This window comes from Gloeothece verrucosa PCC 7822, from assembly GCF_000147335.1.
In the GTDB taxonomy this organism is placed as follows: domain Bacteria; phylum Cyanobacteriota; class Cyanobacteriia; order Cyanobacteriales; family Microcystaceae; genus Gloeothece; species Gloeothece verrucosa.
Window position 1 is genome coordinate 4,300,525 of the sequence record NC_014501.1, and the last position, 24,951, is coordinate 4,325,475.

General features: G+C 40.7%; 24 protein-coding genes and 1 pseudogene. 7 read left to right on the plus strand and 18 right to left on the minus strand.

The genetic code is table 11. The features are described from left to right. The 4 genes from CYAN7822_RS19060 to cpcA all read left to right on the plus strand — a co-directional run bounded on the left by CYAN7822_RS19060 (window position 1) and on the right by cpcA (window position 2,787). The gene (locus CYAN7822_RS19060) at window positions 1–492 is read left to right on the plus strand and encodes an acyl-CoA thioesterase (protein WP_013323892.1); all 492 of its coding nucleotides are present in this window, start codon (window positions 1–3) and stop codon (window positions 490–492) included. Between the two features lie 22 nt (window positions 493–514). Beyond that, complete coding sequence (locus tag CYAN7822_RS19065) at window positions 515–853, plus strand: P-II family nitrogen regulator (RefSeq protein ID WP_013323893.1); 339 nt, start codon at window positions 515–517, stop codon at window positions 851–853. Between the two features lie 860 nt (window positions 854–1,713). After that, complete coding sequence (locus CYAN7822_RS19070; RefSeq protein ID WP_013323894.1) at window positions 1,714–2,235, plus strand: C-phycocyanin subunit beta; 522 nt, start codon at window positions 1,714–1,716, stop codon at window positions 2,233–2,235. 60 nt (window positions 2,236–2,295) lie between these two features. Then, a complete protein-coding gene (gene cpcA / locus CYAN7822_RS19075; protein ID WP_013323895.1) occupies window positions 2,296–2,787 on the plus strand; it encodes a C-phycocyanin subunit alpha in 492 nt (163 codons plus the stop codon). 166 nt (window positions 2,788–2,953) lie between these two features. Here the strand turns inward: cpcA and CYAN7822_RS19080 are convergent, their stop codons facing one another. The 8 genes from CYAN7822_RS19080 to CYAN7822_RS19115 all read right to left on the minus strand — a co-directional run bounded on the left by CYAN7822_RS19080 (window position 2,954) and on the right by CYAN7822_RS19115 (window position 14,299). Then, entirely contained in the window at window positions 2,954–4,423 is a 1,470-nt protein-coding gene (locus tag CYAN7822_RS19080) for a leucyl aminopeptidase (protein WP_013323896.1), read from the minus strand. Between the two features lie 91 nt (window positions 4,424–4,514). Then, a complete protein-coding gene (locus CYAN7822_RS19085; protein WP_013323897.1) occupies window positions 4,515–5,453 on the minus strand; it encodes a Uma2 family endonuclease in 939 nt (312 codons plus the stop codon). Window positions 5,454–5,488: 35 nt separating this feature from the next. After that, on the minus strand, window positions 5,489–6,202 hold the full coding sequence (locus CYAN7822_RS19090; protein WP_013323898.1) for a hypothetical protein: 714 nt from the start codon (window positions 6,200–6,202) through the stop codon (window positions 5,489–5,491). A 388-nt stretch (window positions 6,203–6,590) separates the two neighbouring features. After that, complete coding sequence (locus CYAN7822_RS19095; RefSeq protein WP_083786935.1) at window positions 6,591–6,893, minus strand: hypothetical protein; 303 nt, start codon at window positions 6,891–6,893, stop codon at window positions 6,591–6,593. A 438-nt stretch (window positions 6,894–7,331) separates the two neighbouring features. After that, window positions 7,332–8,453, minus strand: a complete 1,122-nt coding sequence (locus CYAN7822_RS19100) for a hybrid sensor histidine kinase/response regulator (protein WP_013323900.1) — start codon at window positions 8,451–8,453, stop codon at window positions 7,332–7,334. A 27-nt stretch (window positions 8,454–8,480) separates the two neighbouring features. Beyond that, a complete protein-coding gene (locus tag CYAN7822_RS19105; protein WP_013323901.1) occupies window positions 8,481–11,495 on the minus strand; it encodes a PAS domain S-box protein in 3,015 nt (1,004 codons plus the stop codon). Window positions 11,496–11,719: 224 nt separating this feature from the next. Then, window positions 11,720–13,297 carry a metallophosphoesterase family protein gene (locus tag CYAN7822_RS19110; protein WP_013323902.1) on the minus strand — a complete coding sequence of 526 codons (1,578 nt, stop codon included), beginning with the start codon at window positions 13,295–13,297 and terminating at the stop codon, window positions 11,720–11,722. 108 nt (window positions 13,298–13,405) lie between these two features. Continuing rightward, window positions 13,406–14,299, minus strand: coding sequence for an SGNH/GDSL hydrolase family protein (locus CYAN7822_RS19115; RefSeq protein ID WP_013323903.1), 894 nt, complete (start codon window positions 14,297–14,299; stop codon window positions 13,406–13,408). A 198-nt stretch (window positions 14,300–14,497) separates the two neighbouring features. Here CYAN7822_RS19115 and CYAN7822_RS19120 point away from each other — a divergent pair, with 198 nt between their 5' ends. Further along, window positions 14,498–14,923, plus strand: a complete 426-nt coding sequence (locus CYAN7822_RS19120) for a Spy/CpxP family protein refolding chaperone (RefSeq protein ID WP_013323904.1) — start codon at window positions 14,498–14,500, stop codon at window positions 14,921–14,923. Between the two features lie 85 nt (window positions 14,924–15,008). Here the strand turns inward: CYAN7822_RS19120 and CYAN7822_RS19125 are convergent, their stop codons facing one another. Both CYAN7822_RS19125 and CYAN7822_RS19130 read right to left on the minus strand, forming a co-directional pair. Continuing rightward, window positions 15,009–16,178 (minus strand): transporter substrate-binding domain-containing protein, encoded by a 1,170-nt coding sequence (locus CYAN7822_RS19125; RefSeq protein WP_013323905.1) that lies wholly within the window; start codon window positions 16,176–16,178, stop codon window positions 15,009–15,011. 100 nt (window positions 16,179–16,278) lie between these two features. Beyond that, a complete protein-coding gene (locus CYAN7822_RS19130) occupies window positions 16,279–17,031 on the minus strand; it encodes a sterol desaturase family protein (RefSeq protein ID WP_013323906.1) in 753 nt (250 codons plus the stop codon). Window positions 17,032–17,201: 170 nt separating this feature from the next. Here CYAN7822_RS19130 and CYAN7822_RS19135 point away from each other — a divergent pair, with 170 nt between their 5' ends. Next, window positions 17,202–17,654, plus strand: a complete 453-nt coding sequence (locus CYAN7822_RS19135) for a GNAT family N-acetyltransferase (protein WP_013323907.1) — start codon at window positions 17,202–17,204, stop codon at window positions 17,652–17,654. A 102-nt stretch (window positions 17,655–17,756) separates the two neighbouring features. Here CYAN7822_RS19135 and CYAN7822_RS19140 read toward each other — a convergent pair whose 3' ends face one another. The 3 genes and pseudogenes from CYAN7822_RS19140 to CYAN7822_RS39530 form a co-directional block, all read right to left on the minus strand. After that, complete coding sequence (locus CYAN7822_RS19140) at window positions 17,757–19,181, minus strand: efflux RND transporter periplasmic adaptor subunit (RefSeq protein ID WP_013323908.1); 1,425 nt, start codon at window positions 19,179–19,181, stop codon at window positions 17,757–17,759. Between the two features lie 91 nt (window positions 19,182–19,272). Then, the gene (locus CYAN7822_RS19145; protein WP_013323909.1) at window positions 19,273–19,722 is read right to left on the minus strand and encodes a GNAT family N-acetyltransferase; all 450 of its coding nucleotides are present in this window, start codon (window positions 19,720–19,722) and stop codon (window positions 19,273–19,275) included. A gap of 66 nt (window positions 19,723–19,788) precedes the next feature. Continuing rightward, a pseudogene (locus CYAN7822_RS39530) lies at window positions 19,789–20,252 on the minus strand (alpha/beta hydrolase family protein); the annotation flags it as partial. Window positions 20,253–20,464: 212 nt separating this feature from the next. On the opposite strand from CYAN7822_RS39530, the gene CYAN7822_RS19155 reads away from it, so the two are divergent. After that, entirely contained in the window at window positions 20,465–21,388 is a 924-nt protein-coding gene (locus tag CYAN7822_RS19155) for a histone deacetylase family protein (protein ID WP_013323910.1), read from the plus strand. A gap of 178 nt (window positions 21,389–21,566) precedes the next feature. Here the strand turns inward: CYAN7822_RS19155 and CYAN7822_RS19160 are convergent, their stop codons facing one another. The 5 genes from CYAN7822_RS19160 to CYAN7822_RS19180 form a co-directional block, all read right to left on the minus strand. Continuing rightward, a complete protein-coding gene (locus CYAN7822_RS19160) occupies window positions 21,567–22,625 on the minus strand; it encodes a fatty acid desaturase family protein (RefSeq protein WP_013323911.1) in 1,059 nt (352 codons plus the stop codon). Window positions 22,626–23,372: 747 nt separating this feature from the next. Beyond that, entirely contained in the window at window positions 23,373–23,669 is a 297-nt protein-coding gene (locus tag CYAN7822_RS19165; protein ID WP_013323912.1) for a hypothetical protein, read from the minus strand. Between the two features lie 5 nt (window positions 23,670–23,674). Next, window positions 23,675–24,112, minus strand: coding sequence for a hypothetical protein (locus CYAN7822_RS19170; RefSeq protein ID WP_013323913.1), 438 nt, complete (start codon window positions 24,110–24,112; stop codon window positions 23,675–23,677). A gap of 72 nt (window positions 24,113–24,184) precedes the next feature. Then, window positions 24,185–24,580 carry a hypothetical protein gene (locus CYAN7822_RS19175; RefSeq protein ID WP_013323914.1) on the minus strand — a complete coding sequence of 132 codons (396 nt, stop codon included), beginning with the start codon at window positions 24,578–24,580 and terminating at the stop codon, window positions 24,185–24,187. A 1-nt stretch (window position 24,581) separates the two neighbouring features. Then, on the minus strand, window positions 24,582–24,902 hold the full coding sequence (locus tag CYAN7822_RS19180) for a hypothetical protein (RefSeq protein ID WP_013323915.1): 321 nt from the start codon (window positions 24,900–24,902) through the stop codon (window positions 24,582–24,584). Between the last annotated feature and the right edge of the window lie 49 nt (window positions 24,903–24,951).

Sequence of the window (24,951 nt, forward strand, 5' to 3'; positions counted from 1 at the left end):
TTGTCTGAGCAAACCCCACCCCCCCAATTATCGCCCACAACGGCACTAGCCACCGATCAAGGGTTGAGAGCATCGACAGAAACCTGGTTTGAGTACCCCATCCGAGTACAACCTCATCATACTGATTATGAAGGGGTAGCATGGCATGGGACTTATTTAACCTGGATGGAAGAGGCCCGGGTAGAATGTTTACGCTCTATGGGCATTAATTATGCTGATTTAGTTAAGATTGGATGTGTTTTACCCGTTGTAGAATTATCCTTACGTTATCATCGCCCTTTGAAATTAGGAGAACAAGCCATCGTTAAAACCCGTATGGATGAAATCGCCGGCGTGAGAATTCATTGGGATTATAAGATTCAATCTTCTGATGATCAACAATTATATTTAACTGGACGAGTCACCTTAGTGGCCATAGATTCAGAAAAAGGGAAAGTTATGCGTCAGTTGCCTCCGGCGGTTAAAGAAGCGCTGATGAAACTCAGTCGATAACATAATTCAATCAGGTTAATTCATGAAAAAAATAGAAGCCATCATTCGCTCCCATAAATTAGACGAGGTAAAAACCGCCGCTCTCAATGCTGGAGTGATCGGCATGACCATTACTGAACTGCGACAATTTGGACGACAAAAAGGCTTACAAGAACGCTATCGAGGCGTAGTTTATAATGTGGATTTTCAAACGCGGCTCAAAGTCGAAGTCGTCGCCGATGACGAGCAAATCGATTTAATTGTTCAAGCTTTAGTCAATTCGGCTCAAACCGGCAAACTTGGAGACGGGAAAATTATTGTTTCTACCGTCAATGAAACTGTGAGAATCCGAACCGAAGAACACAACCTAGAAGCTATATAGCATTTCTCATTTTAGTGAGGTACATAGTTTTTCGATTTTAGGGAAGAGGGAACACTTCGACAAGCTCAGTGCAAGCAGGGAACAGGGAAAAGGTAATCAAAAATAAAATTGAGGTGTACCTCATTGATTTGAGAAACGCTATATAAACCCTAATTGTTCAAAGGGTTTATTTAAAAATATTTGTTTATTCATTCTTCTAAATCTCTTAGATTGAACGGAATCAAGCCGCACTAAGCCGGCTTTCATAGGGAATGTTTTAGGACTTACGCACCCTAACTAAATCATAAGGGTTTGAGATTCCTCGCTGGACATAAAATCGTTGTTTTTAATCGGGAGTGCCTAACTCCTATGTTTGTCTTTTTTTTGAGCTAAACCTCATCCCAACACCCAAACTAAATGTTAAAATTTAGTATTCTTAATCACTATTTTCAAAAAACTTAACTTATTTTTTTAATTAACGAAAAACAGGCGACAAAATTTTGGTATTTTTAAACACTTATTGTCACAATTTTTGAGGCTAATGCCTGAAAGTATTGAAAATTCATAAAAACAAAATTAATAAATATTAATAAATAAGAAAAAGGAAATATTGTATAAAATATTTTGTGAGGATTAACCGGCTAAATTGAGGAAAAAAAATTTTCTCATTTTAGTTTTTATACCTTTAATCCCCAAAATAAAGCTTGCTCAGACTTTAAGGGTCGCTTAGTGCTTTTCCTCGAATGAAATAGCCCTGCTCGGATTCTAGTTCTTTAAACTAGACCGTCTCCGGCTATATAAAACATTCCTGAGCAAGAAAAACTCAAATTTTTTTGAGTATCAAAACTTTCAACTAATAAACCTGAAAGGAGATAAAAACGATGGTTTTGGATGCCTTTGCTAAAGTTGTTTCTCAAGCTGATACCCGAGGCGAATATCTAAGCGATTCTCAGGTAGATGCTTTGATTGCCTTAGTCAAAGATGGCAATAAGCGAGTTGATGCTGTCAACCGTATTTCTGGCAATGCCACCCAAATTGTTACTAATGCGGCTCGTTCCCTGTTTGCCGAACAGCCTCAACTGATTTCGCCGGGTGGTAATGCTTACACAAACCGTCGTGCGGCGGCTTGCTTACGGGACTTAGAAATCATTTTGCGCTATGTTACCTATGCCATCTTTACTGGCGATCCTAGCGTACTCGATGATCGCGCTCTCAACGGACTGCGGGAAACCTATGTGGCTTTAGGAGTGCCTACCGCTTCGGTAGCGGCAGGAATTGTCAAGCTTAAAGAAGCTTCCATTGCCATCGTCAATGACCCTAATGGCATTACCCGAGGAGATTGCAGCAATCTAATTGCCGAATTATCCTCCTACTTTGATCGTGCGGCTTCAGCCGTTAGCTAAGACGTTACTTTCAGCAGGCAAAACTGATTCAAATCAATACCAATAGGAGAACTTTCATCAATGACAAAAACACCTTTAACTGAAGCCGTTTCAACCGCAGATTCTCAAGGCCGCTTCTTAAGTAGTGCAGAAATTCAAGTGGCTTTTGGTCGCTTCCGTCAAGCAACCAACACCTTAGAGGCCGTGAAAATTTTATCTAAAAAGGCCCAGAGTCTTGCTGAAGGTGCTGCCAATGCAGTGTATCAAAAGTTTCCTTACACCACTCAGTTGCAAGGCCCCAACTATGCTTATGATCAACGGGGTAAAGAAAAATGTGTGCGTGATATTGGTTATTACCTGCGGATTGTCACCTATGCTTTAGTAGTAGGAGGAACTGGCCCCATCGATGATTATTTGATCGCGGGTTTGCCAGAAATTAACAGTGCTTTTGAATTATCTCCGAGTTGGTATATCGAAGCTCTCAAGTACATCAAGGCTAATCACGGATTATCGGGCGATCCGGCAACAGAAGCCAATTCCTACATCGATTATATTATCAATGCCCTGAGTTAATATAAAGTTTTTGTCTTCAGAAAAAGTACAGCATAAGCGTGAATGCGCCAATCTTTGCGTAGTAAGCCTAAAATTGATACGGCTTTTAGTCTCTTATTACGCAAGGGTTTTTTCTTTTGCTATGGAATTGCCTTTGATTTAAAGGTGGGCCTTGCCCACCCAAAAATTAACTTAAAACCCAATTAACCAGAGTTCGCACCGGGAAACCCGTCCCCCCTGAATTATTAACGCCATTTTCTTTCTCTGTCCAAACCGGACCAGCAATATCCAAATGTGCCCAAGGGGTTTCCTTAATAAACTGTTTCAGGAATAAGGCTGCGGTGATCGAACCGCCTGCACGAGGGCCAGTATTTTTCATATCGGCAATGGGTGACTTCATCCCCTCAAAATACTTCTCTTCTAGAGGCATTTGCCAGAATTTCTCGCCGGCTAATTCGGCTGACTCTTTGATTTGGTTGGCCAGTTCTTCGTTAGGACTCCACAAACCCGCGATATTATCCCCTAAAGCAATCACACAAGCACCAGTCAGGGTGGCTAAATCTACGATGGCATCAACCCCCAATTTTTCAGTAAATACCAAGGCATCAGCTAGGGTTAAACGTCCCTCTGCATCAGTGTTATTCACTTCTATGGTTTTCCCATTAGAAGCCGTTAAAATATCGCCCGGGTGAATGGCTTTACCACTAATCATATTTTCTGTGGCCGCACAGACAAAATGAACCTCCACATCCGGTTTTAACTGGGCGATCGCTTTAGCCGCGCCCAACGTTGCCGCACCGCCTCCCATGTCCATTTTCATCGTTTCAATGCCACTGCCAGAGACTTTAATATTTAACCCACCCGAGTCAAAGGTTAAACTCTTACCCACAATGGCCAATTTTCGCTTAGGAGTGCCTTCGGGTTTGTAAGTTAAATGAATAAATTTCGGGGGCAAATCTGAGGCTTGGGCGACTCCTAAAAAGGCTCCCATGCCCAAGTTTTCACAGTCTTCTTTTTCTAAAACTTCCAAAACTAACCCATAGTCAGAGGCAATTTTTTGGGCGGTTTCGGCCATCGTTACAGGGGTAAGAGTATTAGCCGGAGCATTGACTAATTCTCGCGCTAAAATCACCCCATCAGCGATAATTTGAGCCTTAGTAATCGCGGCTTGTTGTCCTCCTAACTCGAGAAGATCAACCGTTTCTAATTTCGGGCCTTTATCTTCTGGATCTGACTTAAAACGGTTATCAGTATGTAAGGCTAACAGAAATCCTTCGACGATCGCACCTGTAGTCAGGGCCGGCTCATCGTTAACTAAGGGAAGAGAGATGCCAAGGGTTTTAATTTTTTGCTTTTTGGCTGTGCGGGCAATACTGGCTGCTGCAATTCTCAGGCTATTGAGTTTAAAGTCTTCAGCTTTTCCCAAACCGACTAAAATCAGTTTACGAATAGAAAGTTCATTGCCGATTCTTGATATAACTGATGTTCCGGCTTTCCCCTCAAATTCTTCCTCGGTGATTAATTCTTGTATGACTCCTGCGAGTTTTTCATTTAACTCGGCAAGTTCTCCACTTAAGTCTGTCCCTTCAAAGATCCCGAGCGCTAGGGCTTCTCCTGTCCAATTGAGTTTTGTTTGTTCTGTTGCTCGAATTTCCATTCTATTGTGTTCTATGACTGTTTATGCTACTTGGTTTATCCTTGAGGGGTTATCGCTCAAACCGAGCCGCTTCCCCAAAATCATTCCTGATTTATATATTATCTGGTTCTTCTCCTAAAGCTCGTAAACGCTCTGCTAAACGTTCGGCGCGTTGACGTTCAGTTTCGGCGCGTTGGCGTTCGGTTTCGGCGCGTTGACGTTCGGTTTCGGCGCGTTGATGTTCATTGTCGGCTTGCTGTTGAGCGGCTTGGGCTTGCTGTTGAGCGGCTTGGGCTTGCTGTTGAGCCGCTTGGGCTTGTTGTTGAGCGGCTTGGGCTTGTTGTTGAGCCGCTTGGGCTTGTTGTTGAGCGGCTTGGGCTTGTTGTTGAGCCGCTTCTTCGGGCAAGAGCATTAAATTACCCTGTTGGTCGTAAAATCTTAACCAAATGCCCTGATCTCGTCCGATCGTTCCTTCCCAGGTTCCTAGCCACAATTCCAAGCGAGAACACCATAACCACCCCTGATCATTGGGGGTTAATTCTTGATAGCCTTGGTCTAAATTTAAATACCATCCTCGCAGAGAATTTGCCTCAAAAGGATCAAAAACGAAGTAATTGGGAGTGCGAAAAGTTCGCTCATAAATATCTTTTTTTTCGCCCACATCTATTTTAGCTGTACTGGGAGACATCAATTCAATGATCACATCTGGATAACGTCCATTTTCTTCCCAGACAACCCAACCTTGTCGATCTAGACGACCATCTACTTCTAACACGGCAAAAAAATCGGGACCGCGAAAGTCTCTATTTCTGGCTTGTTTACTACTGAAATAGATAAACATATTGCCGCCGACAAAAAAATCGTTTCTTCGGTTAGCTAAAACTAATTCGGCTGACCGAATTAAAGTATTCATAGCAAGGCGATGACGATTACTTTCCAAGGGTTCTCCGTCGTCAAAAATTAAATCGGTTGGTGGTAGAGGGGGAGTAAATTCTTCCGCTTCTGGAGTCGCTGTTGGCAACACTTCTTCTGATTGAATTTGAGTTGACATCTGATTAATCCCCCTGAGATTGAGTTTTTTTTCGCTTAAAAATAGTTAGGAAAAACCCTTAAATCAAAAATCGGTTGACCGCTTAAACACAACCAATAACAGGTAAATAAGTCGGGTTTTTGTCTCATTAAAGACGCTAGGGCGGGTGCAGCCGGAAAGGGCCACAAACGATCAAAAATAATTTCTTTTCCCTTTAAACTAAACTGTAACAAATAAACTGAAGGAGGTGCGGCTAAATTTTCTAATAGTTGATAGGCTAAGTGATAAAGGGATTGACGCAAATCATCGCTTAAATCGACCGGTTGGCGATAGAAGTTAGGCATTTCTCCTTCTTCAATCACTTCTGCGTAGATGGGGCCTTTAGCGGTTAAAACAATGGGTAACCACAAATCCCCGAGGCCGGCATTTGGACCCTCATCGAGCGTTGTTTGATAAGATAAATGTTTAGCGACCCATATCTGTCGTTCTTTAATTTCTCGACAAGCTTGATAAACTTGTTGCCCCGGAAAGTTAAACCAATGGGGTAACTGAATGGTCAGAGGACAATAAATCACGCTATCTGGATCGGGATCTTGTTTGTGAGGCCCTAACCCGCTAGAAGACACGACTTCGATGGTGAGGGGGAAAGGAGAATTAACCGCGATGGCATTTTTGAGGGCTGTTACCATTTTCTCGGTGACTAGCGAGCGTTTGAGAACCTTGCCTTTTTCTGCTATTTCTGAATTGATGACAATAACAACTTTTCCCATTGTTACCTAGAGTGATACAAACTACTTTAACCAAGCTTTGCCGATTAAAGTATAACTTTATCGCTGCTTTTTTGGTAATAGGTAAGTTTTTGGAACACCGGGACCTAGAGGAGCAAAGGCGAGACCTTAGAACTTTGGTGTAATAGCGAGGGGATATATTTTATTTATGTATCGCTTAAAGGAGAAAACAAATTGTGAATTGATTGTTGGCTTGGAGTCTGAAAAATCTCTTTAGATCAATCCTTTTTTTCGGAAAATAATCCCCCTATAACACCGCTTTGAGGAGCGGAAGATCTTTGAATCAATAGAGCGATAATTTTTTGAGCAATCTTAGACGGTTCTTAAATTTGTTTGTTGACTATCTTAGAGGGCAGTGGTCAATTGAGGTCTATCGGGCTTGTTCACTCGAGTGATTTCGTAGTCCTTGATACATTGAAAAGTTGAACAAATCGAACAAACTACCTACAAAGGCGAAAGCAAAACCAATGGTGAGCATTCCTTCTAAAGGACATCCATTGCCAAAAACCGCTAAGAACTTAGAAACCTGAGTTGTACCTGTTTCGCTAATCCAGGTAAAGCCGGGAATATAACTGGCTGTGTATAGAGACGCTAAAATCCCACCCACTAAAATCACCGGCATGGCAAAACTCAGTAGTGTTGATAAAAACAGAGAACGAAATAAACTAAACACCATGCTCATCTCCAAGCTAGCTTATAACCACTTCACAAGAATAAAAATGAAATTATTATATTCCTGCTTGCTTATACGATAAGCAAAAAAAACACAAGTTGGCCAAAAATGTCAAAATATTAAAATTATCTTAAACAAACTTGGTAAACATTCGTCAATACTATTCACAAAACTATGCAAAAAGATAAATTTTTTCAAAAAAGCCTTTTTTCGCCTTCAGTTTTTTAAAGATTTGTTGCGCTAATCTTGTTCTATTCCATTGGAATTAAGTAAATTTGCTTAAGGGAGAATTTCCCCCTTTTCCAAAGATAAAAACTGACAAAAATCCGAGCAGGTTTGACTGAAGCCGCTATTAATTTGTAGCAAAATATACTTTTTTTTCAAGTCCAAAAAAGTCACAATAACCCCGAGAAAACTTGAATGAGTTGATGGATTGATCTAGAGTTTAGGCAATGTCACTGTAAAAGTTGTACCTGTACCTTCAAGACTTTCCACCTCAATACGACCGCCATGTAATTCTACCACTCGTTTGACAATTACCAATCCTAAACCGGTTCCTGGAATTGTGCCGACATTACTGGCTCTTTGAAATGGTTCAAATACCTGTGGCAAATCTGATGGAGGAATACCGATCCCCTGATCTTGAACCTGTAAATAAATCTCGCTTTCTTGACAGAATAACTTTAAAGCGACTTCACCCCCTTGAGGGGAATATTTAATCGCGTTCGAGAGAAGATTATTAAGAAGATATCCTAAAAGTGTTTCATCGAGAGCGATCGTATTCCTATCACAATTTTCTTCATAAGTCAAGGTCAGCTTGTAAGTTTCTCCCACCATCATTTGATGTATTTGAATTAAATTTTGGCAAAAGGCGACGAAATCAACAGGGACAGGGTTGAAGCGGCTTTTTATTAGGTCTGTACGTCCTAAAGTCGAGATATCCTCTAATAACTGATTCATCTGTTCAGCCGCAACTTGAATTCGTTCTAAACTTTGTTGTTGTTTTTCCGATGACCAAGTATGTCCATAACGTTGTAATAATTGTGCCCAGGCTTTAATATTAGTCAGAGGATTGCGAAATTCATGGGAAGCCAAAGAAATATATTGAGATTTGAGTTGGCTTTGAGTTTCCGCTTGTTGGCGTAACACCTGAGCTAAATCCAAAGCTTGTTGAATATCAGTTTCAACTTGGTGTCGAGAAAGAGCAATTTCAATGGTTGCCCGCAGTTCTCTTTCGTGAAAGGGTTTGAGGAGGTAGCCAAAAGATCCCGATGATTTGGCGCGTTGTAAAGTATCTTCATCTCCATAAGCTGTCAAATAAACCACAGGACGTTTGACGGTTTTATAAATTTGCGTGGCGGCGGTAATCCCGTCTATCTTTCCCTGTAACATAATATCCATCAGCACTAAATCCGGAGGTGTGGTGATAGCTGAGATGATCGCCTCTTCTCCGGATGCGACTATATCTGTAATCATATAGCCCATTCTTTCTAAACGACTAGCAATGTCTTCTGCAACAATTGCTTCATCCTCGACTACCAAAATTTTTTTATTTGACATTTGATTAATTGATCTGCCAGGAAAAATTTACGCTTGGGGAAAAACCAGTTCAAAGACTGCGCCTTTGTTGTTATACATCTCTAGTTTACCTTTGAGTTGTCGGGTTAAGGCACGAACTAAGCGTAACCCTAAAGAAGGCGTAGACTTTACATTTAATCCTTCCGGTAAACCGATGCCATTATCTTCTACCCGCAGACACAATTGCTGCTCTTGTAGGGGAGTAAAATCAATGGTAATTGTCCCCTGTCGGTTCATCGGTCTAGGAAAAGCGTGTTTTAAGGAATTAGAAACTAATTCATTGAGTAATAATCCACAGGAAATCGCCTGATCAAGATTGAGGGAAATATCTTGAACATTAAAATTGAGGTGTATTAATTCGGGATTAATATTGTAGGAAGTAAACAAATACTGTACGAGGGTTTTAATATAATCTTTAAAATCGATTTTGGCTAAATTCTCTGAATGATAGAGTTTTTCATGAATCAGAGCCATAGAACTAATTCGATTTTGGCTATCTTCTAAAATAGAGAGAATTTGGGGGTCTTGAATATACTGAGATTGCAGAGAAAAGAGGCTCGAGATTACCTGAAGATTGTTTTTCACCCGATGATGCACTTCTTTGAGTAATAATTCTTTTTGCTCTAAAGAGGTTTTCAGTTGAACCTCTGCGCGTTTGCGTTCAGTGAGGTCACGAATAATACCGGCAAAGGCCAGAATTTTTCCCGTTTGAGGCTCTTTGATCGGAAATAAACTTTGTAAAACGGCAATGGATGCGCCGCTTGCTACATGACGCAAACGAGATTCGCCTTGCCAAGGTTCTCCTCTAATTAATTTAGACATAATTTCTTGTTGAAAAAAAGAGCAATCATAGCCCAAATAAAAATCCTCCAGGAATTTTTTAGTAAGGTCTCCTTTCTCATCAAAACCCACTAATTTGCGTCCGGCTTTATTTAAATAAGTCATGCGTCCTTCTACAGTAGTCATGGCAATAAAATCGGTACTATTTTCTACTAAAGCCACGAGCTTTTGTCTTTCGGCTTGGGCTGTATAACGATCACTAATATCGAGAATCACTGATAAAAAGAGATGTTCACCCTGTTGCTCAATTAATTGCCAATGAACTTCCACCGGATAATAATTTCCATTCGCCCGTCTTTGAAAAGTTTGAAAAACCACTTCTTCTTGTTTTTTTTCCACTAAAGGACTGAGCAGATCGACCAATTGTTGCCGGTTCAACTCCGTTTTAATATCTAAAGGAGTCATCTGCTTCATCTGTTCTCGCGTATAACCTAAATTGTACAAAGTGCGTTGATTGATATACTGAAATTTAAAGGTTTGAGCATCGAAAATATGAATCTCATTGAGACTAGCTTCGATCACATTTAAGAACCGCATTCGTTCCTCTTCAGCCTTTTTCTTTTCGCTAATATCTTCTATTAAAGACAAAGTATAGAGCGGCTGACCATTGGCTTGATGAATAATACAAGAGGTTAAATTCACCCAAACAATTTCCCCATTTTTTTTAAGGTAACGTTTCTCCACCTGAGAGCGAGTATGGGTTTCTTCAAAAATTTGTGTAGCGGGATCAAAACTGTTGTCTATATCTTCGGGATGAGTAATCTCAGCAAAGGTCAATTCGAGTAACTCGGATTCGCTATAACCCAACATCTGGCAAAGCACAGTATTAACTTTTAAAAAATGATAATCTAATCCCACTAAGGCCATGCCGATGGGACTTTCTTCAAAGATTTTACGAAATCTTTCTTCACTTTCGGTTAAGGCTAAGGTTCTTTGTTCTACTCTGGCCTCTAATTGTGCATTTAATTGTTGTAAAGCCGCTTCAGCCGCTTTGCGGTCACTAATATCTCTGACAATGGATAAAACTTCTCCATTGCCGGTACTCACCACCCGTGCCTCATAGTCACACCAATGATGATCAGTGCCTTGTAACTGATATTCATAGGTTTGTAATTCATTGGTTCGCAGTGCATCTTGAATAGCCTGATTAGCGATTTTGGCCACTTTGGACGGTAAGACCTCTTCTGGAAGTTTACCAATTAATTCTTTAGGAGAGGCAAAAGGTTTTAACTCTCCTGATGAGATTAAGTCAATATATGTTCCTTGACGGTTGTGACGTAAAAGCATATCCGGCAAGGCATGGAGTAAGGCCCGATTGGTCGCTTCACTTTTGGCTAAGGCTTCCTCGGCTTGAATACGATCACTAATATCGGTCACGGTGCCAATATAGCCGATCAGTTTTCCATCGTTGGACCTTTCTTCAACGGCTTCCCCTAATACCCAGATCAATGTCCCATCTTTGTGTTGAAAGCGATATTCACTTCGAAACGGGAGATGGGTTTGGGTTGATCGATACCATTGTCGCGTAATGCGTTCTCGATCATCGGAATGTACCCGAATCAGCCAACCCATTCCCATTGCTTCAGTACGGGAGAGTCCGGTAATTTGACACCAACGCTCATTAACATAGAGACAATGCCCCTCGACATCGGTGCGAAATATGCCTACTGGGGCGGCAGAGACTAGGGTGGCATAGCGTTCTTCTACATCTCGCAGAGCGGCGGCGATGCGTCCTCGTTCTTGATGTTGGGCTTCGAGTTGAGTGACTTGGTGTTGTAATCCTAGGATGACCGTTAATAGGCTTTCTGCTGTCAATACGCCTAAAGGCTGATTGTTGGGTTTGAGGACGGCTATGTGAGAGAGATGATACTCTAACAGTAAGTGTATGACTTGATCGATTTTCAGTTGGGTAATGTCTTTAAGAGCGATGACTTTTTTGTTGAGGGCACTCGTCACGGGGATTTTTTGCGGGTTGCTCTTGGTGGCTAGACATCGAATGATATCTCTTTCGCTCACAAGTCCGATAAATTGCTCTTTTTGGCTCACGAAAACACAACTTGAGCCTTCTTGGTGCATCAGCTTGATTACTTCTGTTATTGGGGTTTCAGGGGTTACTGTTGGGGGATAAATGAGTAAGACCTGAGTTAACCAAAAGAGGTTTTTTAGGGGGTTTTGCGGCTGCATAATTGGGCAATATTTGTCCACAGATGAACGCAGATCAACGCCGATGAATACAGATAAGTTATGAACAAAAGCGGGATCAATACTGATAGCTGAGCAACGGATGACTATATTATCATCTTATCTGTGTTCATTTATGGACTATTTCGCAAAGGATATAATAACTATTATATTTTAATTAGAGAAATTTTTTTCAAGATTTTTGTCAGGATTTGAGAAAATTTGTTTTAAAGTGTAAAGGGTTCTAATGAGTAATTATTCCATTGATGCTGATAGCGTTCAGCCACAAAGGGACGAATGATTAATTGAGGAGGTGTTCCTTCTTTAACATCAATTCGTAAAAAGGAATAAGGGCGGCGTTTGCTTCGGGAGCGTCCGTTGCGCCCGACAAAGAGTTTAGATCGTCCTATTTCACGGGGTTGAGTAGGCCGAATTTGATCATCGAGAGTGCTTTCGCTGAGAATTGGACCATCTTTTTTTTGGCGGCGGAGACTATGGCCACTGCCTCCACAAATAATCCAATTAATATTCGAGTCTGCGTGTCCTGTATTTTCTGTATATAAATATTCTAGACAATGGGCATGACCACATAAGACTAAGTCTACTAGGGGACGATTTCCTCTTAATTGTTTGACTTCTTTGTCTATTTGATCAAAAACCTCTCGCAAGCGGCGACGAATGGCAAGGGTTTCTCCGTGATTATATTTTGTTGCTTCAGTGACATAAGGCGGATGATGAAAAAATAGGATTCGTCCCCGAACTTCCTCGGTATGCCAAGATTCAATGAGTTGGTTTTTAAGCCAATTTAATTGTTCAAAATCTACGACAACTTTTTTGTATTTTAGTCGTTTTTCTATGTCTTGTTGAGTTTCTTCAATTTGGTTTAACTTCCCCCGATAATCATCGAGTTGTTCAGCTTGTTCGGGATGATTAGGATCGAGTTCACTCGATTTTTCCAGGATGTCTTGCTTGCTAAATTCTAACTCATTGAGTTGGAGCATTAACTGGCGGCGTAAAGCTTCACCCTCTCGAGTTTGCGGGATGGGTTCGGGTTCGTTAAAGGTATTAGAATCTAAGGCAAAAAAATCGATCCCCCCATAACGAAAGGTATAATATCGGTTGGGTAAACGGGTAAATTGACCGGGCTGATAACGCAGACATCGAGCATTCCCCATCTGGGCGGTGTAATGAGAATCGAGATGGGTTTCTAGTTGTTTGTTGTTATTATATTTTAGGAGATAATCTAAAAAAGCTTCGGCATAAGCTTCTCCTTGATGGGAGCCATGCCAACCCACATCTAGATCAATTTTATTCTTTAATAAATGCCGTAAAGGCCAAATAACTTGGAATAAGAAACCATAAATAATAGGTAAATCATAATAGTCGTGATTACCCGGTACGGTTAAAAAAGGTTTGTTAAAAACCATCTCGGTATAAGCCTTTATTTTATCCCCTTCTCCCCCTACTAAAAATTCACGATAAGGGCAAATAAAATTTTTATAATAGTATTCACTAGACCCCACTTGATAAATCACATCTCCTGTGTGCAATAAAAACTGTATTTGGTCGTAATGAGACAGCATCATTTCGGTGATTTGTCGTTGGGGGTTATGACCTAAATGTTCTCCACAACCACTATCTCCTATAACTAAAAAGGAAAATTCGGGTTGATGGGCACCCTGATCCTCGATTACTAATTGGGTTTGGTCAATAGAACGGGCTTTAATACAGGATTCTTGCCATCTTACCCTTTGCTTCATTTTATTAATTTTGACTTCAGAGGGGGGATCATAAATAAATTTCATAGTTTAGATAGGTATTGATTTTGCCGCTTGCCCGGTTTATGAACTCAACCATAAACAACCACCAATCATAACGAATTATCCTCATCCATTCAATTAACCAAGGGTGGATTACTGATATCTTACATAAGGGTCTTGGCCATGACTGCTAAAATAGGCTTCTTCAACTTTTGAAAAGGCTTTTTTTGCCAAAATTTGATGAGCGGCTGTGCTTGGATGAACGCCATCCCAAAATAAAAACCCCTCGGGATGCTGACAAACTGAAGAATTCTTTAAACAACTGTCATTGACATTGGTTAAGCCAAATTGATTGGGTCTTCTGGTGACTTGTTGATAAACAGAATATACATCAAACTCGGCAATTTCAACCCTTGGGCCTAAATCCTGTTTTAATTGCTGTATAGATTGAGATAAGTATTTATTGTGAGCTTTCGTTAAAGCACTTAAAGAAGTAGCGGCTTTTGTGTCACGGGTAGCCGGTAGCTTTCCTAAATCTGGCAAATTAACGATTAAAAATTTTTTCATCCCTGTATTGACGAGCGAGAAAACCCCTTCTACGATATTTCCTACAGTCGCTTTAACATTGGTAGCCCCATAGAGGTAGTCATTAGCGCCTATCCAAATAATACAAAGTGCTTGTGAGTTAATATTGGGATGGTTAGCCAAAAATTTTTCTATTTGCTTTTTCAAAGAAACTGTATTGCCAATGGTGCCTTGTGTTGTTGCTCCTCCCCAAGCTAAATTGGTGACATGATTGGGAGTTAATTGCAGTTCATCAGCGAGATATTCTACCCACAGCCGCCCATTTGAATAACGTCCTGAATAATAAGGTGGACTGGGAGGACGTTGTTGTTCAGTTAGCTGAAAAATATTACCCACATCAGAAAGACTATCCCCAAAAATATATAATTGTTCAATTCCATTGCTACTCCAGGTGGACTGAGCCGAAATAACGATTAAAAAAGCTAATATAGCCGCTAATACTGGAAAAATCCGTTTTTTCATTCCTGATATTCTTCTAAAAAACACAATGATTTTTTACCTTGGGTTACTAGAGTAAATTTCTTGAATCTTCAATTTACTCTTAATTATGACAAACAATCAAAGCCGCTCGCCGATTTTTGTTTTTAAAAGGGCTTTGAACCATTTTGTAACTCGTGGGGTCTAAAAGGACGCTAACATTCTCACCGACAGATTGAAAACATGAAGGTACAATTGCTGGGGCTTTTAGGAACGATCTCTACATTACTTTTCTTTTTTGGTTTATCGAATCCATCTCAAGCTAGACCTGTAATTACTTCTTCTCATCCAGAGATTCTCATTAGTGAAAGAAAGACATCAAAGCTCAATCTAACACCTGAGCAACAAACTCAAATGCGGCAAATTTGGCAATCTACCCGCACTCAAATTGAAAATGTTTTAACTGAAGAACAAAAAAATCAATTGAGAACGGCCAAAGATAAGGGGCAAAATATGCGTCAAGTTTGGTCTTCACTCAATTTGACTTCTGAGCAACAAAGCCAAATTCAAGCCATTAGACAAGATTCTCAGCAAAAAATGAAAGCTATTTTAACCCCAGAACAACAGCAACAACTTGAACAAATGCGACAAAACCGTCGCCAGTCTTAATTAATCGGTTGTCACTCATTTAAGTTGCTCATTAAGATAGGCAAAAGGTAAGGGTTTAAGGAAAACTGTTGCCTATTGCCTTCTCTTAATTAGTCCATTGATGAATCATATCGGCAAGCTGATTATCTTGCTGCATTTGGAGAATAATCACGTCAATTTTTTCCACTAAAGGACTATTTTTCTTCACGGCAAATCCGTAGGTTAAAGGTAAAGAATGGAGCGGAACTACAGTGAAAGATTGCGCGGCCTGTTGATGCTGATAATATTTGAGAGCCGATTCAAGATAAAGCACTCCTTGAACTTGACCCAGAAGCAAAAGATTAATCGCTTGATCTAAATTTTTTGTTTCTACAGTTGGCATTTGATATTTTTTGGTAATATCCGTTAATTCAGTTCCGGAAATAACCGCTATTTTTGTCCCTTTTAAATCCTCTGGCTTAGTCAATTTCTTAACGGTTTCTTTGGATAAAGATAGAGTAAAATTTGTTGCTAAAGCCGCCGTAAGGGTGGTTACAATAACCATCGATATCAACATCCAAATAAAAGCGATACATTTTCCTAGTGGGGTAATGGGAACTTTATCGCCATAGCCCACTGTGGTCATGGTAACGGCTGCAAACCAAAAAGCTTCTCGAATTCCTGTAAGATAATCTTTAGGAAATAGTTTTGAATTTTCATGCCGCTCTACTAGCCAAATCAAATGGGCGATGATAAATTTTAGTATTAGAACTCCTGTTAAACTAGAAATGAGTGCTAGTCGTAAAAATGGATGAACTAAGTCCCAGAAAGTAAGACGGGGATTTTGAACTAATAAAGCCGGTGCAGATAGATAGTAAGGTTGAGTAAAAGAAACTTTGTGTAATCCTTCGGGTGTAATGGGAATAGAACCGATCAAAATATCAATTTCTCCCTTAGCGACTGCCTCAATACCATCTTCTACTGTCTGTTCACGAAAATATTCATAATCTAAATTTTCTAAAACAGCGATTTGTTGCCATAGGTCAATACTAATTCCTTGAAAATTAACGGATTTAAAATCGACTTTAAGTTTTGAATAATTTTCCGGTTTTTGAGATTTAGATGGGGGAGTTTTGGGGGGAATTTTATTGACAGAAAATGAATCGGTTTCCATGACAAAAGGAGCCGCTACATAAACCCCAACTTTTAACTTAGGAGTTGCTTGTACAGGAAAAATCGAGAATATCTGTACAGCAATCCCTAAAATCATGACATTTTTTTGAATAGATTTAGCCACTTTGCTATCCTTAAATTACCTACAAGAAAGTTTTGTAAGTACCACCGAGATCAATAAAGCGTATTCTGTCAATAAAGTCAATCTTGATCAATGATTGTTTTCAGCCAAGATGGGAGTTAGGCTCATTAGTATTAAGCCATTGATCCCAGAAGGTGAAGTATAAGCCGTAGTGTACCTTATATTTGCGATGATGAACTAAGTGATGTGACGGACCAATAAACCACCTACCGAGATAATTATAGGGTTTGGTTGTAGGAAACAGTTTAAACCCCAGATGATTAAACATTGCCCAGACTGTCATGGTGATCAGAACTGCCCCCAAGATGATAAAATGAACTGGGATGATAAAAACTATTACCAATAAAAATATGACTTGTACTAGCGCTTCGGCTGGATCAAAAGCGAAAGATGTCCAAGGGGTAGGTTGTCTGGATAGGTGATGGCTTTGGTGGAAAAATTTGAAGAAAAAAGGGTTATGAAATAAGCGATGAGTGAAGTAAAAATAAGTGTCTTGAAGCATTAAAATGGCGAGATAACTTGCTCCTAAATACCACAGCCCATAAGCCTCAATTTGAGTATATAATAGGGTTATTCCTTGCCGATAACTTAAGGTGATTAAGGCGGCTCCAACCGCAAAAACACCCGCCGAAAAAACCGATAATTTAATATCCCGAAGTATGGCATTGTCTGGAGGGGGTTTAAGGGTTATTCCTCGCCCTGTTATAAATTTTCTCAAAACCCGATAAAATAACCAATACGCTCCTCCAGCCATGAGTAAATATCTTACCAGAATAATTCCAAAGAAAACATACCAGTAATACCAAAAGGAGGAAGATCTTAGTAGGGTTTCCATTCAATAAATTAACTCTTTTTTGGGTCTTAATCTGACCATACAACGGTTAGAGTCTGTCTGTCCTCTCCTAAAAGGGGTAGAGAAGACCGCATAATAGGGTGAGTCAGCAATTTCTTATTCTTTTATTCAAAATTTTCGCCAATAGTGTATAGTAGTAAAAAAAAAGCTTAATGACTATTAAATTTCCTCTAGCTCAAATCGATGATCTTGATAGATTGATCCTGCTGGAAAAAGAGTTTTATGAATTTGAACATCTCGATTTTAATGAAGATGTCTGTCGAACAGTTCTTAGAGATATTATCAATACAGAATCTTTTGGACGAGTGTGGTTAATTGAGTCAGAGCAAGAGGCTATTGGTTATGCAGTGGTAACCTTTGGTTATAGTGTCGAATATAGAGGGAAATTTGCCCTAATTGATGAACTTTATCTGCGCTCATCCCATCGCGGACAAGGAATTGGCACACAAATATTACAAGTGGTTGAAGAAACTTGCCGCCATTTGGGAATACAATCGACTCATCTAGAAGTTGATTATAATAATGATAGAGCCAAGCAAGTTTATCAAAGGCTAGGCTATGAGGATAAAAATCGTTACTTTATGAGCAAATGGCTGATGGATTAAGCCTGTCTCTCAACAAATTTAACTTAATGAAAAAAAAAGTTAGATTCAAGATACTAAGTATCTCCCTTATAACTGTATGATCTCTAATAAATTGAAATCGCTTTATTTTTGGGGCGACAGAACACTTAAACGAACCGGGCTACCCTCTTTTAACGGTTGACTACTACGGGCAACATAACGCTCACCCGCAGATAAACCTGAAAGAATTTCTACCTGTCCATTGGCTTTATTTCCCACCACAACAGAACGCGCTTCAACTCGAGTTTGTTGATTTTCGCCTTTAATAATAAAAACAGTTGACTCATCTTGTAAAGCCGTTTCAGGAACCACAATTTTTGTGGGTTCATCTTCAGGAAAACTGACTCTAGCTAATAAACCACTGCCAATCTTTACATCTGGGTTATTAAGCGTAATTTCTATGGGAACTAAACGCGCAGTAGGGTCAGCCGCCGGCGAAATTCTAGTAACAATACCGCTAAAATTTTCCTGGGGAAAAGCATCGAGTTTGATCGGTACTTTTTGCCCTATTTTAATCTTACTGAGTTGTAACTCAGAGACTTCTACCATAATTTTAACGCGGCTAAAATCTCCTAATTTGAGAATTTCTGTCCCCGGTTGCACTAAGTTACCCAATTCGCTAGATTTTTGCAGAACTTTTCCCGTTACCGGTGAGGTAAGAACCGCATAAGATTGTCGGGTTTTGGCTTGATTAATTAGCGCTTTTTGAGCATCTACTTCAGCTTGTGCCGCCGATACTTGTTGTTGTTCAATAGCCACTTGAGCTTGTGCCGAGCGTAAAATTTGGGCATTGGTTTGGGCCCGGGTTTTGGCTTGACTAATTTGTTGAGAGGCACTGGCTTGTTGGTTTAATAAACTTTGTTGAGCTTGTTGGGCTTTTGTTTCTGCTTGTTCTGCCTGTTGTTCGGGAATGGCTCCCTGGTTAGCGAGTAACCTAAGTCTTGCAGCATCGGCGGCGGTTTGTTGGGCTTCTAGACGCGCTTGTTCAATACTCGCCTTGAGGGAAGCTTCTAGGCGGGTAATATCGGCACTCGCTTGTTGTAATTCGAGCCGCGCTTGTTCGACTTTAATGCGAGCATCATTGACTTCACTTTGGGCGCTGACGACTTGAGAACGTTGAGCCGCTTTTTGGGCTTTTGCCTGGTTCACCGCACTCAACAGTAAGTCATCATCTAAACGAGCGAGAATTTGTCCGAGTTTAACTTCATCCCCCACATCCACGTTCAGTTGTTGGAGTTGGCCTTCTACTTGCGAGCGCAGTGACACTTCTCGCACGGGGGTGGTATTACCGGTGTATTCAATATCTTGGCGCAATTTCCCTAAACCGGCTTCGGCGGCATCTACAGCAATGCTACGGTTTTGGGGTTGACGCGGTTTAGACTGAGCGTCGGCTTCTGGCTCCCACAAGTTTTCACAGCCGCTAATGAGTGTTCCTAGTAGGGCTAAAACTGTTACCCCTCCTAAGAGTTGCCATCTTACGAAACCTTTTACCCTCTTGACAATTAGCATAACCCGATTATTGCAATAGCTGTTGTTGGCTGGAGTTTCTGATAAGTGCAAAAAAGCCCATCGTTAATGTAGTCTAACAAATTTAATGACATTAGTCTCTTTTATACATAACCGGGTAAGCGCTAATTCCTTTACGAGTGAATAGCTTTCCATTTTGCACAAAGCCTAATTTTAGGTAGACCGGCAGAGCATAAGCTGTTGAGTTAGCTGTGATGTCTCCTTTTACTCGAGTTTTTATTTGATTAAATAAGGCTTTTCCCACGCCTTGACCGCGATAATTTTTCTCAACAAAATATAGATAAATATGATTATAATAAGCAAACTCGATCACGCCGACAATTTTCGCGTCTGCTTCACAAACCCAAAATTCGGCTCCGTTTTGGCTACGAGAGATTAATTCATGAGTTTGAATAAACAGAAGAAAGTTTTTTTGTCCTTCTTCGGTCATTTCATATTTACTATTTTCCTCGAAAACTTGTTTAATTAATTGATGAATTTGTGGAAAATCTTCAAGATTAGCCAGACGAATATTCCATTCCATATTATGATTGATTTTAGAGGGAATTATTGAGCCGCTTTGAGTAGAGTTTAGTTAACCAAAAACTCACAGACTTAGGTGATCTTGTTCTAGATCGATGGTAGAGAAGGCGCGATAATCTTCACAAGTGGCATGAATGGTAGAGAAGGCGCACCCAACAACGGCGATATTCGGCTAAGGCTTCAGGCGTAAAAGCCGCAAAATTGCCACTCCAACGCCTTAGACAAGTTTCTAAAAAAAAGTCCGCATTAGCACTAATTAAAGTTTCCGGTAAAGGATAAGGTTGAATGAGAAAAAACCAATGATAATCAGCAGTGGCAAATTCTCGCTCAGTCGTATTATACATTTTATAGGTTGGGGCAATATCTAAAAGCACTAATTTTTTTCCCGTTGAGGATAATCTAAGGTCATCACCCGCTTAGAATAATTGCTGTGATCGGTTTGCTTGGGGGGTTTAGCACTGTCCCATAGCCTCTCAAGTCGGTGGCGAGGACAGTAAATTGAGCTAACACAAGAGCTATCTTGTGCCACATCAGATGAGTTTGGGGATAACCCTGTAATAATAAAACCGGAAAACCATTTCCTCTCTTGATACAATAAATAGTTATCCCGTTTACATTGAGAATCTGCTGTTAAAAGTTCTCAAACATTAATATCCACTATCACAATTTACTTTTTGAGTCTTGCGGCTCATGAGCGAGCATCCTTTTAAAAAATTCCTACAAGATAAAGTTTAGATTCCCCCATGTTTCCAATTATTTACTCTGAAGAGTTCCTTAAACATGATACCGGTTTATATCACCCTGAAACCCCAGGACGTTTGAGTGCCATTGTCGAAGCACTCAAGGAAACCCCTTGGGCAGATCAGTTAGAGTGGCATTTACCCACCCCCGCCAAAGAAAAGGAGGCTTTTTCTTGGGTGAGTAAATTTCACACCCGAAACTATATTAATTACTTGCAAAGTTTAGCAAAAGAAGGGGGAGGAATGTTAGATCCCGATACCCCGGTTTCTCCCTTGAGTTATGATATTGCTTTGTTGGCGGTTAGTGCCTGGTTGGATGGGGTAGATATGGTCTTAAAAAACCATCAGCCGGCTTTTGCCTTGGTTCGTCCCCCCGGACATCATGCGACAAAAACTATGGGGATGGGGTTTTGTTTGTTTTCTAATGCGGCGATCGCTGCCCATTATGCCCTAGAAAAAAAGGGTATTAATAAAGTGGCGATCCTAGACTGGGATGTGCATCATGGAAATGGTACAGAAGAACTTGTTGAAGGCAATCCTCACATAGTCTATTGTTCGCTGCATCAGTTTCCTTGTTATCCGGGAACCGGACGAGCCAGTGATCGGGGACATTATGATAATGTTTTAAATATTCCTCTGCCTCCGGGTTGTACTCTCAAGGAGTATGAACCGATGTTTGAGAAGAAGATTATGCCTTTTTTAGAGCGTTTTTCTCCTGATTTGTTGCTGGTGAGTGCGGGATATGATGCTAACCATGATGATCCTTTGGCGATGATGTCTTTACAGCCGCCAGATTATGGGGTGTTTACTCGTTATCTTCTGGGGTTGACTCGTCGTATTCTTTTTGGACTCGAGGGCGGATATAACTTGGAGGTGATGTCTCAGTCTGTGGTGGCGACGGTGGAACCTTGTATTATCTCAGGGTAAGGGGGTTTGATTTTGCTCCTCTTGTACAAAATTTTTGATGATTGTCCGCCGATCAACACAGCCTGTAGCAGACTTTGAGCTTTGTACAAGGGGTTGGTTTATTTTCTAGGGGAAGAGTGCAAAAATGCCGAAAAAAAAGCGTGAGTTACACGCTCTTTGAGAAATCTTATGTATTTCACTACAAGGCTTTAGCTGTTTCGTTACAAGAAATCGAGGATGTCAATATAGCAATAATGCCATCCTTTGGGTCTAGATAACTGTGAGCGATTAAAGCTTCTCTCTTGTAATCCGGATCTGCCATGAGCAGATTATGTAGCTTGTCGAGGTTATAAAAGGGTACGGAAGGAAAAAGGTGATGTTCTAAATGATAATGGACGTTGCAGGGAGAAATCACTAATTTTTCCCAAAAAGTGGCAATGGTAGTACGGCTGGCGGTCAGTTCGTTGCCATTGGGAATAACCTTGTGTTCGGCCCAAGAGCGAAACTTGAACAACATATTAAACAGAGTGAAACTAGGTAATAGCCAAAGCAGAATGTAGTCCAATAGTAAGCCGAAATAGATTAAACTCCCTAGCAGAAGCATTGTGTGACAGATTAGGGTGATTTTTTCCCGTAGAGAAATTCCGCCAGGGGCTTCGCTCGGGATAAATAATCTTGTCCAGGGCGACCATAAACCCATGATGGCAATCATCTCGATCATATTTAAACCGAACAAATCTTTGAGAAAAATCTTGAGCATCTTTTTTTTAGTCCCTGGCCATCGCCAAGTGTCCGGATCTTTTTGTTCACCCATCCACTCGGGGTCACGTTGGGAATTGGTAAAACGGTGATGAGGAAAATGCCAGTGGCGATAAAGTGAGGTACTCGCCGCTATGGGAAAAGCCACAAGGAGATCGCTGAGGAGATCATTAACCCGGGGATCAGGGAAAAGCCGATAATGGCAAGCATCATGAAGAAGAATCCCCAAGGCGTGCTGTCGGGTGGTAATGATGAGTGCCGCCAGGATATAGACCGCCCAATGCCCGCTATAAATAGCAACTGCCACTGCCGTAAAAATGACCAGCCATTGAATGGTGATCGCTTTGATAGATTCCCACCCATTCACCTGACTAAGTTCTCTGACTTTTTTGAGATATTTCTTGCGATCTACTTTGAAGCCACCGAGCAAATCACTTCTGTCGTCGGTTACGGATTTCTGGCAGATAGCTTCGAGCATTTGTTTTCCGTAGTCTTCCATAGTAATATTTATGTAAAAGGCATTAATTTTCCTTAACAATCAGGATACACCAAAATTTAGCACATTTTATTAAATTAGCTAGTTTAAGTGCATAAATTTAGATAAAAGACTCTTATCATCGCTCTAGTTAGGCTAATGCGCCACCGGACAACTCAAAGCCGAGTTCGTCAGGGGATTTTTTTAGCTTACCCCGCGAGAAGCTAAAAGGTGAATTTTCGTTCTTAAATACCCACAAATCACCGTGAGACGGGGCTTTTAAAGGGGCGAAGTAATTCGCACCGCAGCCCCTCATGAATCGCAGGAGTTGACAACGAAGCGCAACACTATTATGCTGAATAAATAGCTTGATAGCTCTACAGGGTAGTGACCTGGGGCAATGATTCAAGCGAGAGTGGAAAGAGGGCGTAATCCTCGGTGAACCCGACCCACCATAGTGGACTTGTAGAAACTATGATCCTAACCGAGAAGTAGAGAATTTTGACCTCTGGAACGGGGGGCAAAGCCTATCGTCTTGGAGTAAGACCAAGCCTAGCTTGCTAGGGGAGGCATCTGATTGGGTATGGAAGAAGCCAACACTTACCGCTTGCGGAAGTGTGGGTAGTTCACCTTATATATGTTTGGGCAACAAAATGTTCTGACAACTAAAAGAGCAAGATAATAATAAAATCAGGTGGGATTACCTACCTGATCAATCAAATGTAGTGTTGTGTTCAACAGTAAACTTTAATTATCTTTGCCCTTTAAACTCTAATTCTCATTATTGCGGTCATGTTTTCTTTGACCATAATGATTGCCTCGATTATGATCATCACTACTAGAAGAAAACTGAGCATTGCCATTTGAGGGTTGCTCTTTATATCGATTTTGAAGACCTTGACCAGGATGATTAATGATTACTTGGTTAGTCGTTTGAATGACTTGATTATTGTTGCCGGAAACGGTGGCTTCTTGGCTACTACTTTGAACTGTTGCCGTCTGAGCTAAAAGCGGCAAATGAATTAAACCCACTAAAGTCGTACTCATTAAACTTATCTTTTTGAGCATTGTTCTTACCTCACATCAATAATAATCGTTTGATTGAGACTTCCATTTCCACTAACTTGTTGAGAGATTTCAGTATTAATTCCCTCAAATCTCACCGTTACAGAAGCATCAGCCGGCTCATATTGACCCAAAATTTTCAGCTTGTGCTGTCCTGGTTTTAAACTCGGTGAAAGGTTAATTTCTATGCCATCTCTATCGAAATTAAGTAGCCGCTTCCCATCGAGTTCAATATATCCTCTCAGTCGGGTTGACTGAACAGAAGCATTAATTATCAGTAGATGAGGAGACTTTAAATCCTCGGAATTGAGACTAATGCTAGTTTCTTGGGTTTGCTGTTTGTTGAGAGAAATATCTGCAACAACTGTATCCTGAGTTAGGAGAGGAAAAGCGGCGGCAAGGGTTGCTGTACACAAGGTGGCTAGAGCAAAAAGTCTGATACTCATAGCGAATAATAGATAAGGGATAATTGAGAAAAAATAAGGCTCAATTCTCAATCATCCATTGCTTGTTAAATCTCACTTGCGATATTTTTCAGCAGGATTGTAGACATCCACTTGTACATTGCTTTGTACTTGGACAGTGGAACCATTTACCCCGGTGGGTTTAGGCTGACTATTGTTGCTGGTTTGACGCTGGCGAACTCGTCGATTTTGCTGCACTGGACCATCACCGCCAATGTTTCCTTGTACACTGGTGGTAACACTAGAATTGCCAATACAGCCGGGTTGACTCTCCATGACGACATCATTGGTGCGTTCTGTGGGTTTTTTAGAGCCGCTTATATTGTATTGAACCGATACATCAGTTTGTACACATTGAGCAACAGCCGCATCATTTTTGAAAAAGTTATAGCCTAAGCTGACGAAAGTCAAAAAACTCGCGGCTAAGACACTAGATGTAATGTTATTCATCTTAGTAACATTGATTGTTGGACAAATGGGTGTTGATCACAGTCCTACCTGAGCGAGTTATTTGGGTAATTTCTTGGCGAGTTAGGTTTGATCGCTTACACCCATAAATATGGCGATAAGAGCGAGGGGAATTGAGATTAACATAAGAACGAGGGGCAGGAACTCGAAGCCGTTGGTTTCTCGTGTTAACAGATACATCCCCATCTTCATCTTTACTGACTCTGACATTTGGCGTTTGGATCTCTATATCTTGAGCTTGTGCAAGATCTCCTATCCAAAAGATAGACATCAGCAACAGCAAAGGCAGTGTCTTGAGATTCATGTGTTCACTCCCCTGGAGCAAAGAAATTAGGTGATAGGTGACATCTTTA

What these genes read in the sequence shown, in the direction of transcription:
- CYAN7822_RS19065 (WP_013323893.1), top strand. Translation starts at nt 515, where the DNA reads ATGAAAAAAATAGAAGCCATCATTCGCTCCCATAAATTAGACGAGGTA.
- CYAN7822_RS19070 (WP_013323894.1), top strand. Translation starts at nt 1,714, where the DNA reads ATGGTTTTGGATGCCTTTGCTAAAGTTGTTTCTCAAGCTGATACCCGA.
- cpcA (WP_013323895.1), top strand. Translation starts at nt 2,296, where the DNA reads ATGACAAAAACACCTTTAACTGAAGCCGTTTCAACCGCAGATTCTCAA.
- CYAN7822_RS19080 (WP_013323896.1), bottom strand. Translation starts at nt 4,423, where the DNA reads ATGGAAATTCGAGCAACAGAACAAACAAAACTCAATTGGACAGGAGAA.
- CYAN7822_RS19085 (WP_013323897.1), bottom strand. Translation starts at nt 5,453, where the DNA reads ATGTCAACTCAAATTCAATCAGAAGAAGTGTTGCCAACAGCGACTCCA.
- CYAN7822_RS19090 (WP_013323898.1), bottom strand. Translation starts at nt 6,202, where the DNA reads ATGGGAAAAGTTGTTATTGTCATCAATTCAGAAATAGCAGAAAAAGGC.
- CYAN7822_RS19100 (WP_013323900.1), bottom strand. Translation starts at nt 8,453, where the DNA reads ATGTCAAATAAAAAAATTTTGGTAGTCGAGGATGAAGCAATTGTTGCA.
- CYAN7822_RS19105 (WP_013323901.1), bottom strand. Translation starts at nt 11,495, where the DNA reads ATGCAGCCGCAAAACCCCCTAAAAAACCTCTTTTGGTTAACTCAGGTC.
- CYAN7822_RS19110 (WP_013323902.1), bottom strand. Translation starts at nt 13,297, where the DNA reads ATGAAATTTATTTATGATCCCCCCTCTGAAGTCAAAATTAATAAAATG.
- CYAN7822_RS19115 (WP_013323903.1), bottom strand. Translation starts at nt 14,299, where the DNA reads ATGAAAAAACGGATTTTTCCAGTATTAGCGGCTATATTAGCTTTTTTA.
- CYAN7822_RS19120 (WP_013323904.1), top strand. Translation starts at nt 14,498, where the DNA reads ATGAAGGTACAATTGCTGGGGCTTTTAGGAACGATCTCTACATTACTT.
- CYAN7822_RS19130 (WP_013323906.1), bottom strand. Translation starts at nt 17,031, where the DNA reads ATGGAAACCCTACTAAGATCTTCCTCCTTTTGGTATTACTGGTATGTT.
- CYAN7822_RS19135 (WP_013323907.1), top strand. Translation starts at nt 17,202, where the DNA reads ATGACTATTAAATTTCCTCTAGCTCAAATCGATGATCTTGATAGATTG.
- CYAN7822_RS19140 (WP_013323908.1), bottom strand. Translation starts at nt 19,181, where the DNA reads ATGCTAATTGTCAAGAGGGTAAAAGGTTTCGTAAGATGGCAACTCTTA.
- CYAN7822_RS19145 (WP_013323909.1), bottom strand. Translation starts at nt 19,722, where the DNA reads ATGGAATGGAATATTCGTCTGGCTAATCTTGAAGATTTTCCACAAATT.
- CYAN7822_RS19155 (WP_013323910.1), top strand. Translation starts at nt 20,465, where the DNA reads ATGTTTCCAATTATTTACTCTGAAGAGTTCCTTAAACATGATACCGGT.
- CYAN7822_RS19160 (WP_013323911.1), bottom strand. Translation starts at nt 22,625, where the DNA reads ATGGAAGACTACGGAAAACAAATGCTCGAAGCTATCTGCCAGAAATCC.
- CYAN7822_RS19165 (WP_013323912.1), bottom strand. Translation starts at nt 23,669, where the DNA reads ATGCTCAAAAAGATAAGTTTAATGAGTACGACTTTAGTGGGTTTAATT.
- CYAN7822_RS19170 (WP_013323913.1), bottom strand. Translation starts at nt 24,112, where the DNA reads ATGAGTATCAGACTTTTTGCTCTAGCCACCTTGTGTACAGCAACCCTT.
- CYAN7822_RS19175 (WP_013323914.1), bottom strand. Translation starts at nt 24,580, where the DNA reads ATGAATAACATTACATCTAGTGTCTTAGCCGCGAGTTTTTTGACTTTC.
- CYAN7822_RS19180 (WP_013323915.1), bottom strand. Translation starts at nt 24,902, where the DNA reads ATGAATCTCAAGACACTGCCTTTGCTGTTGCTGATGTCTATCTTTTGG.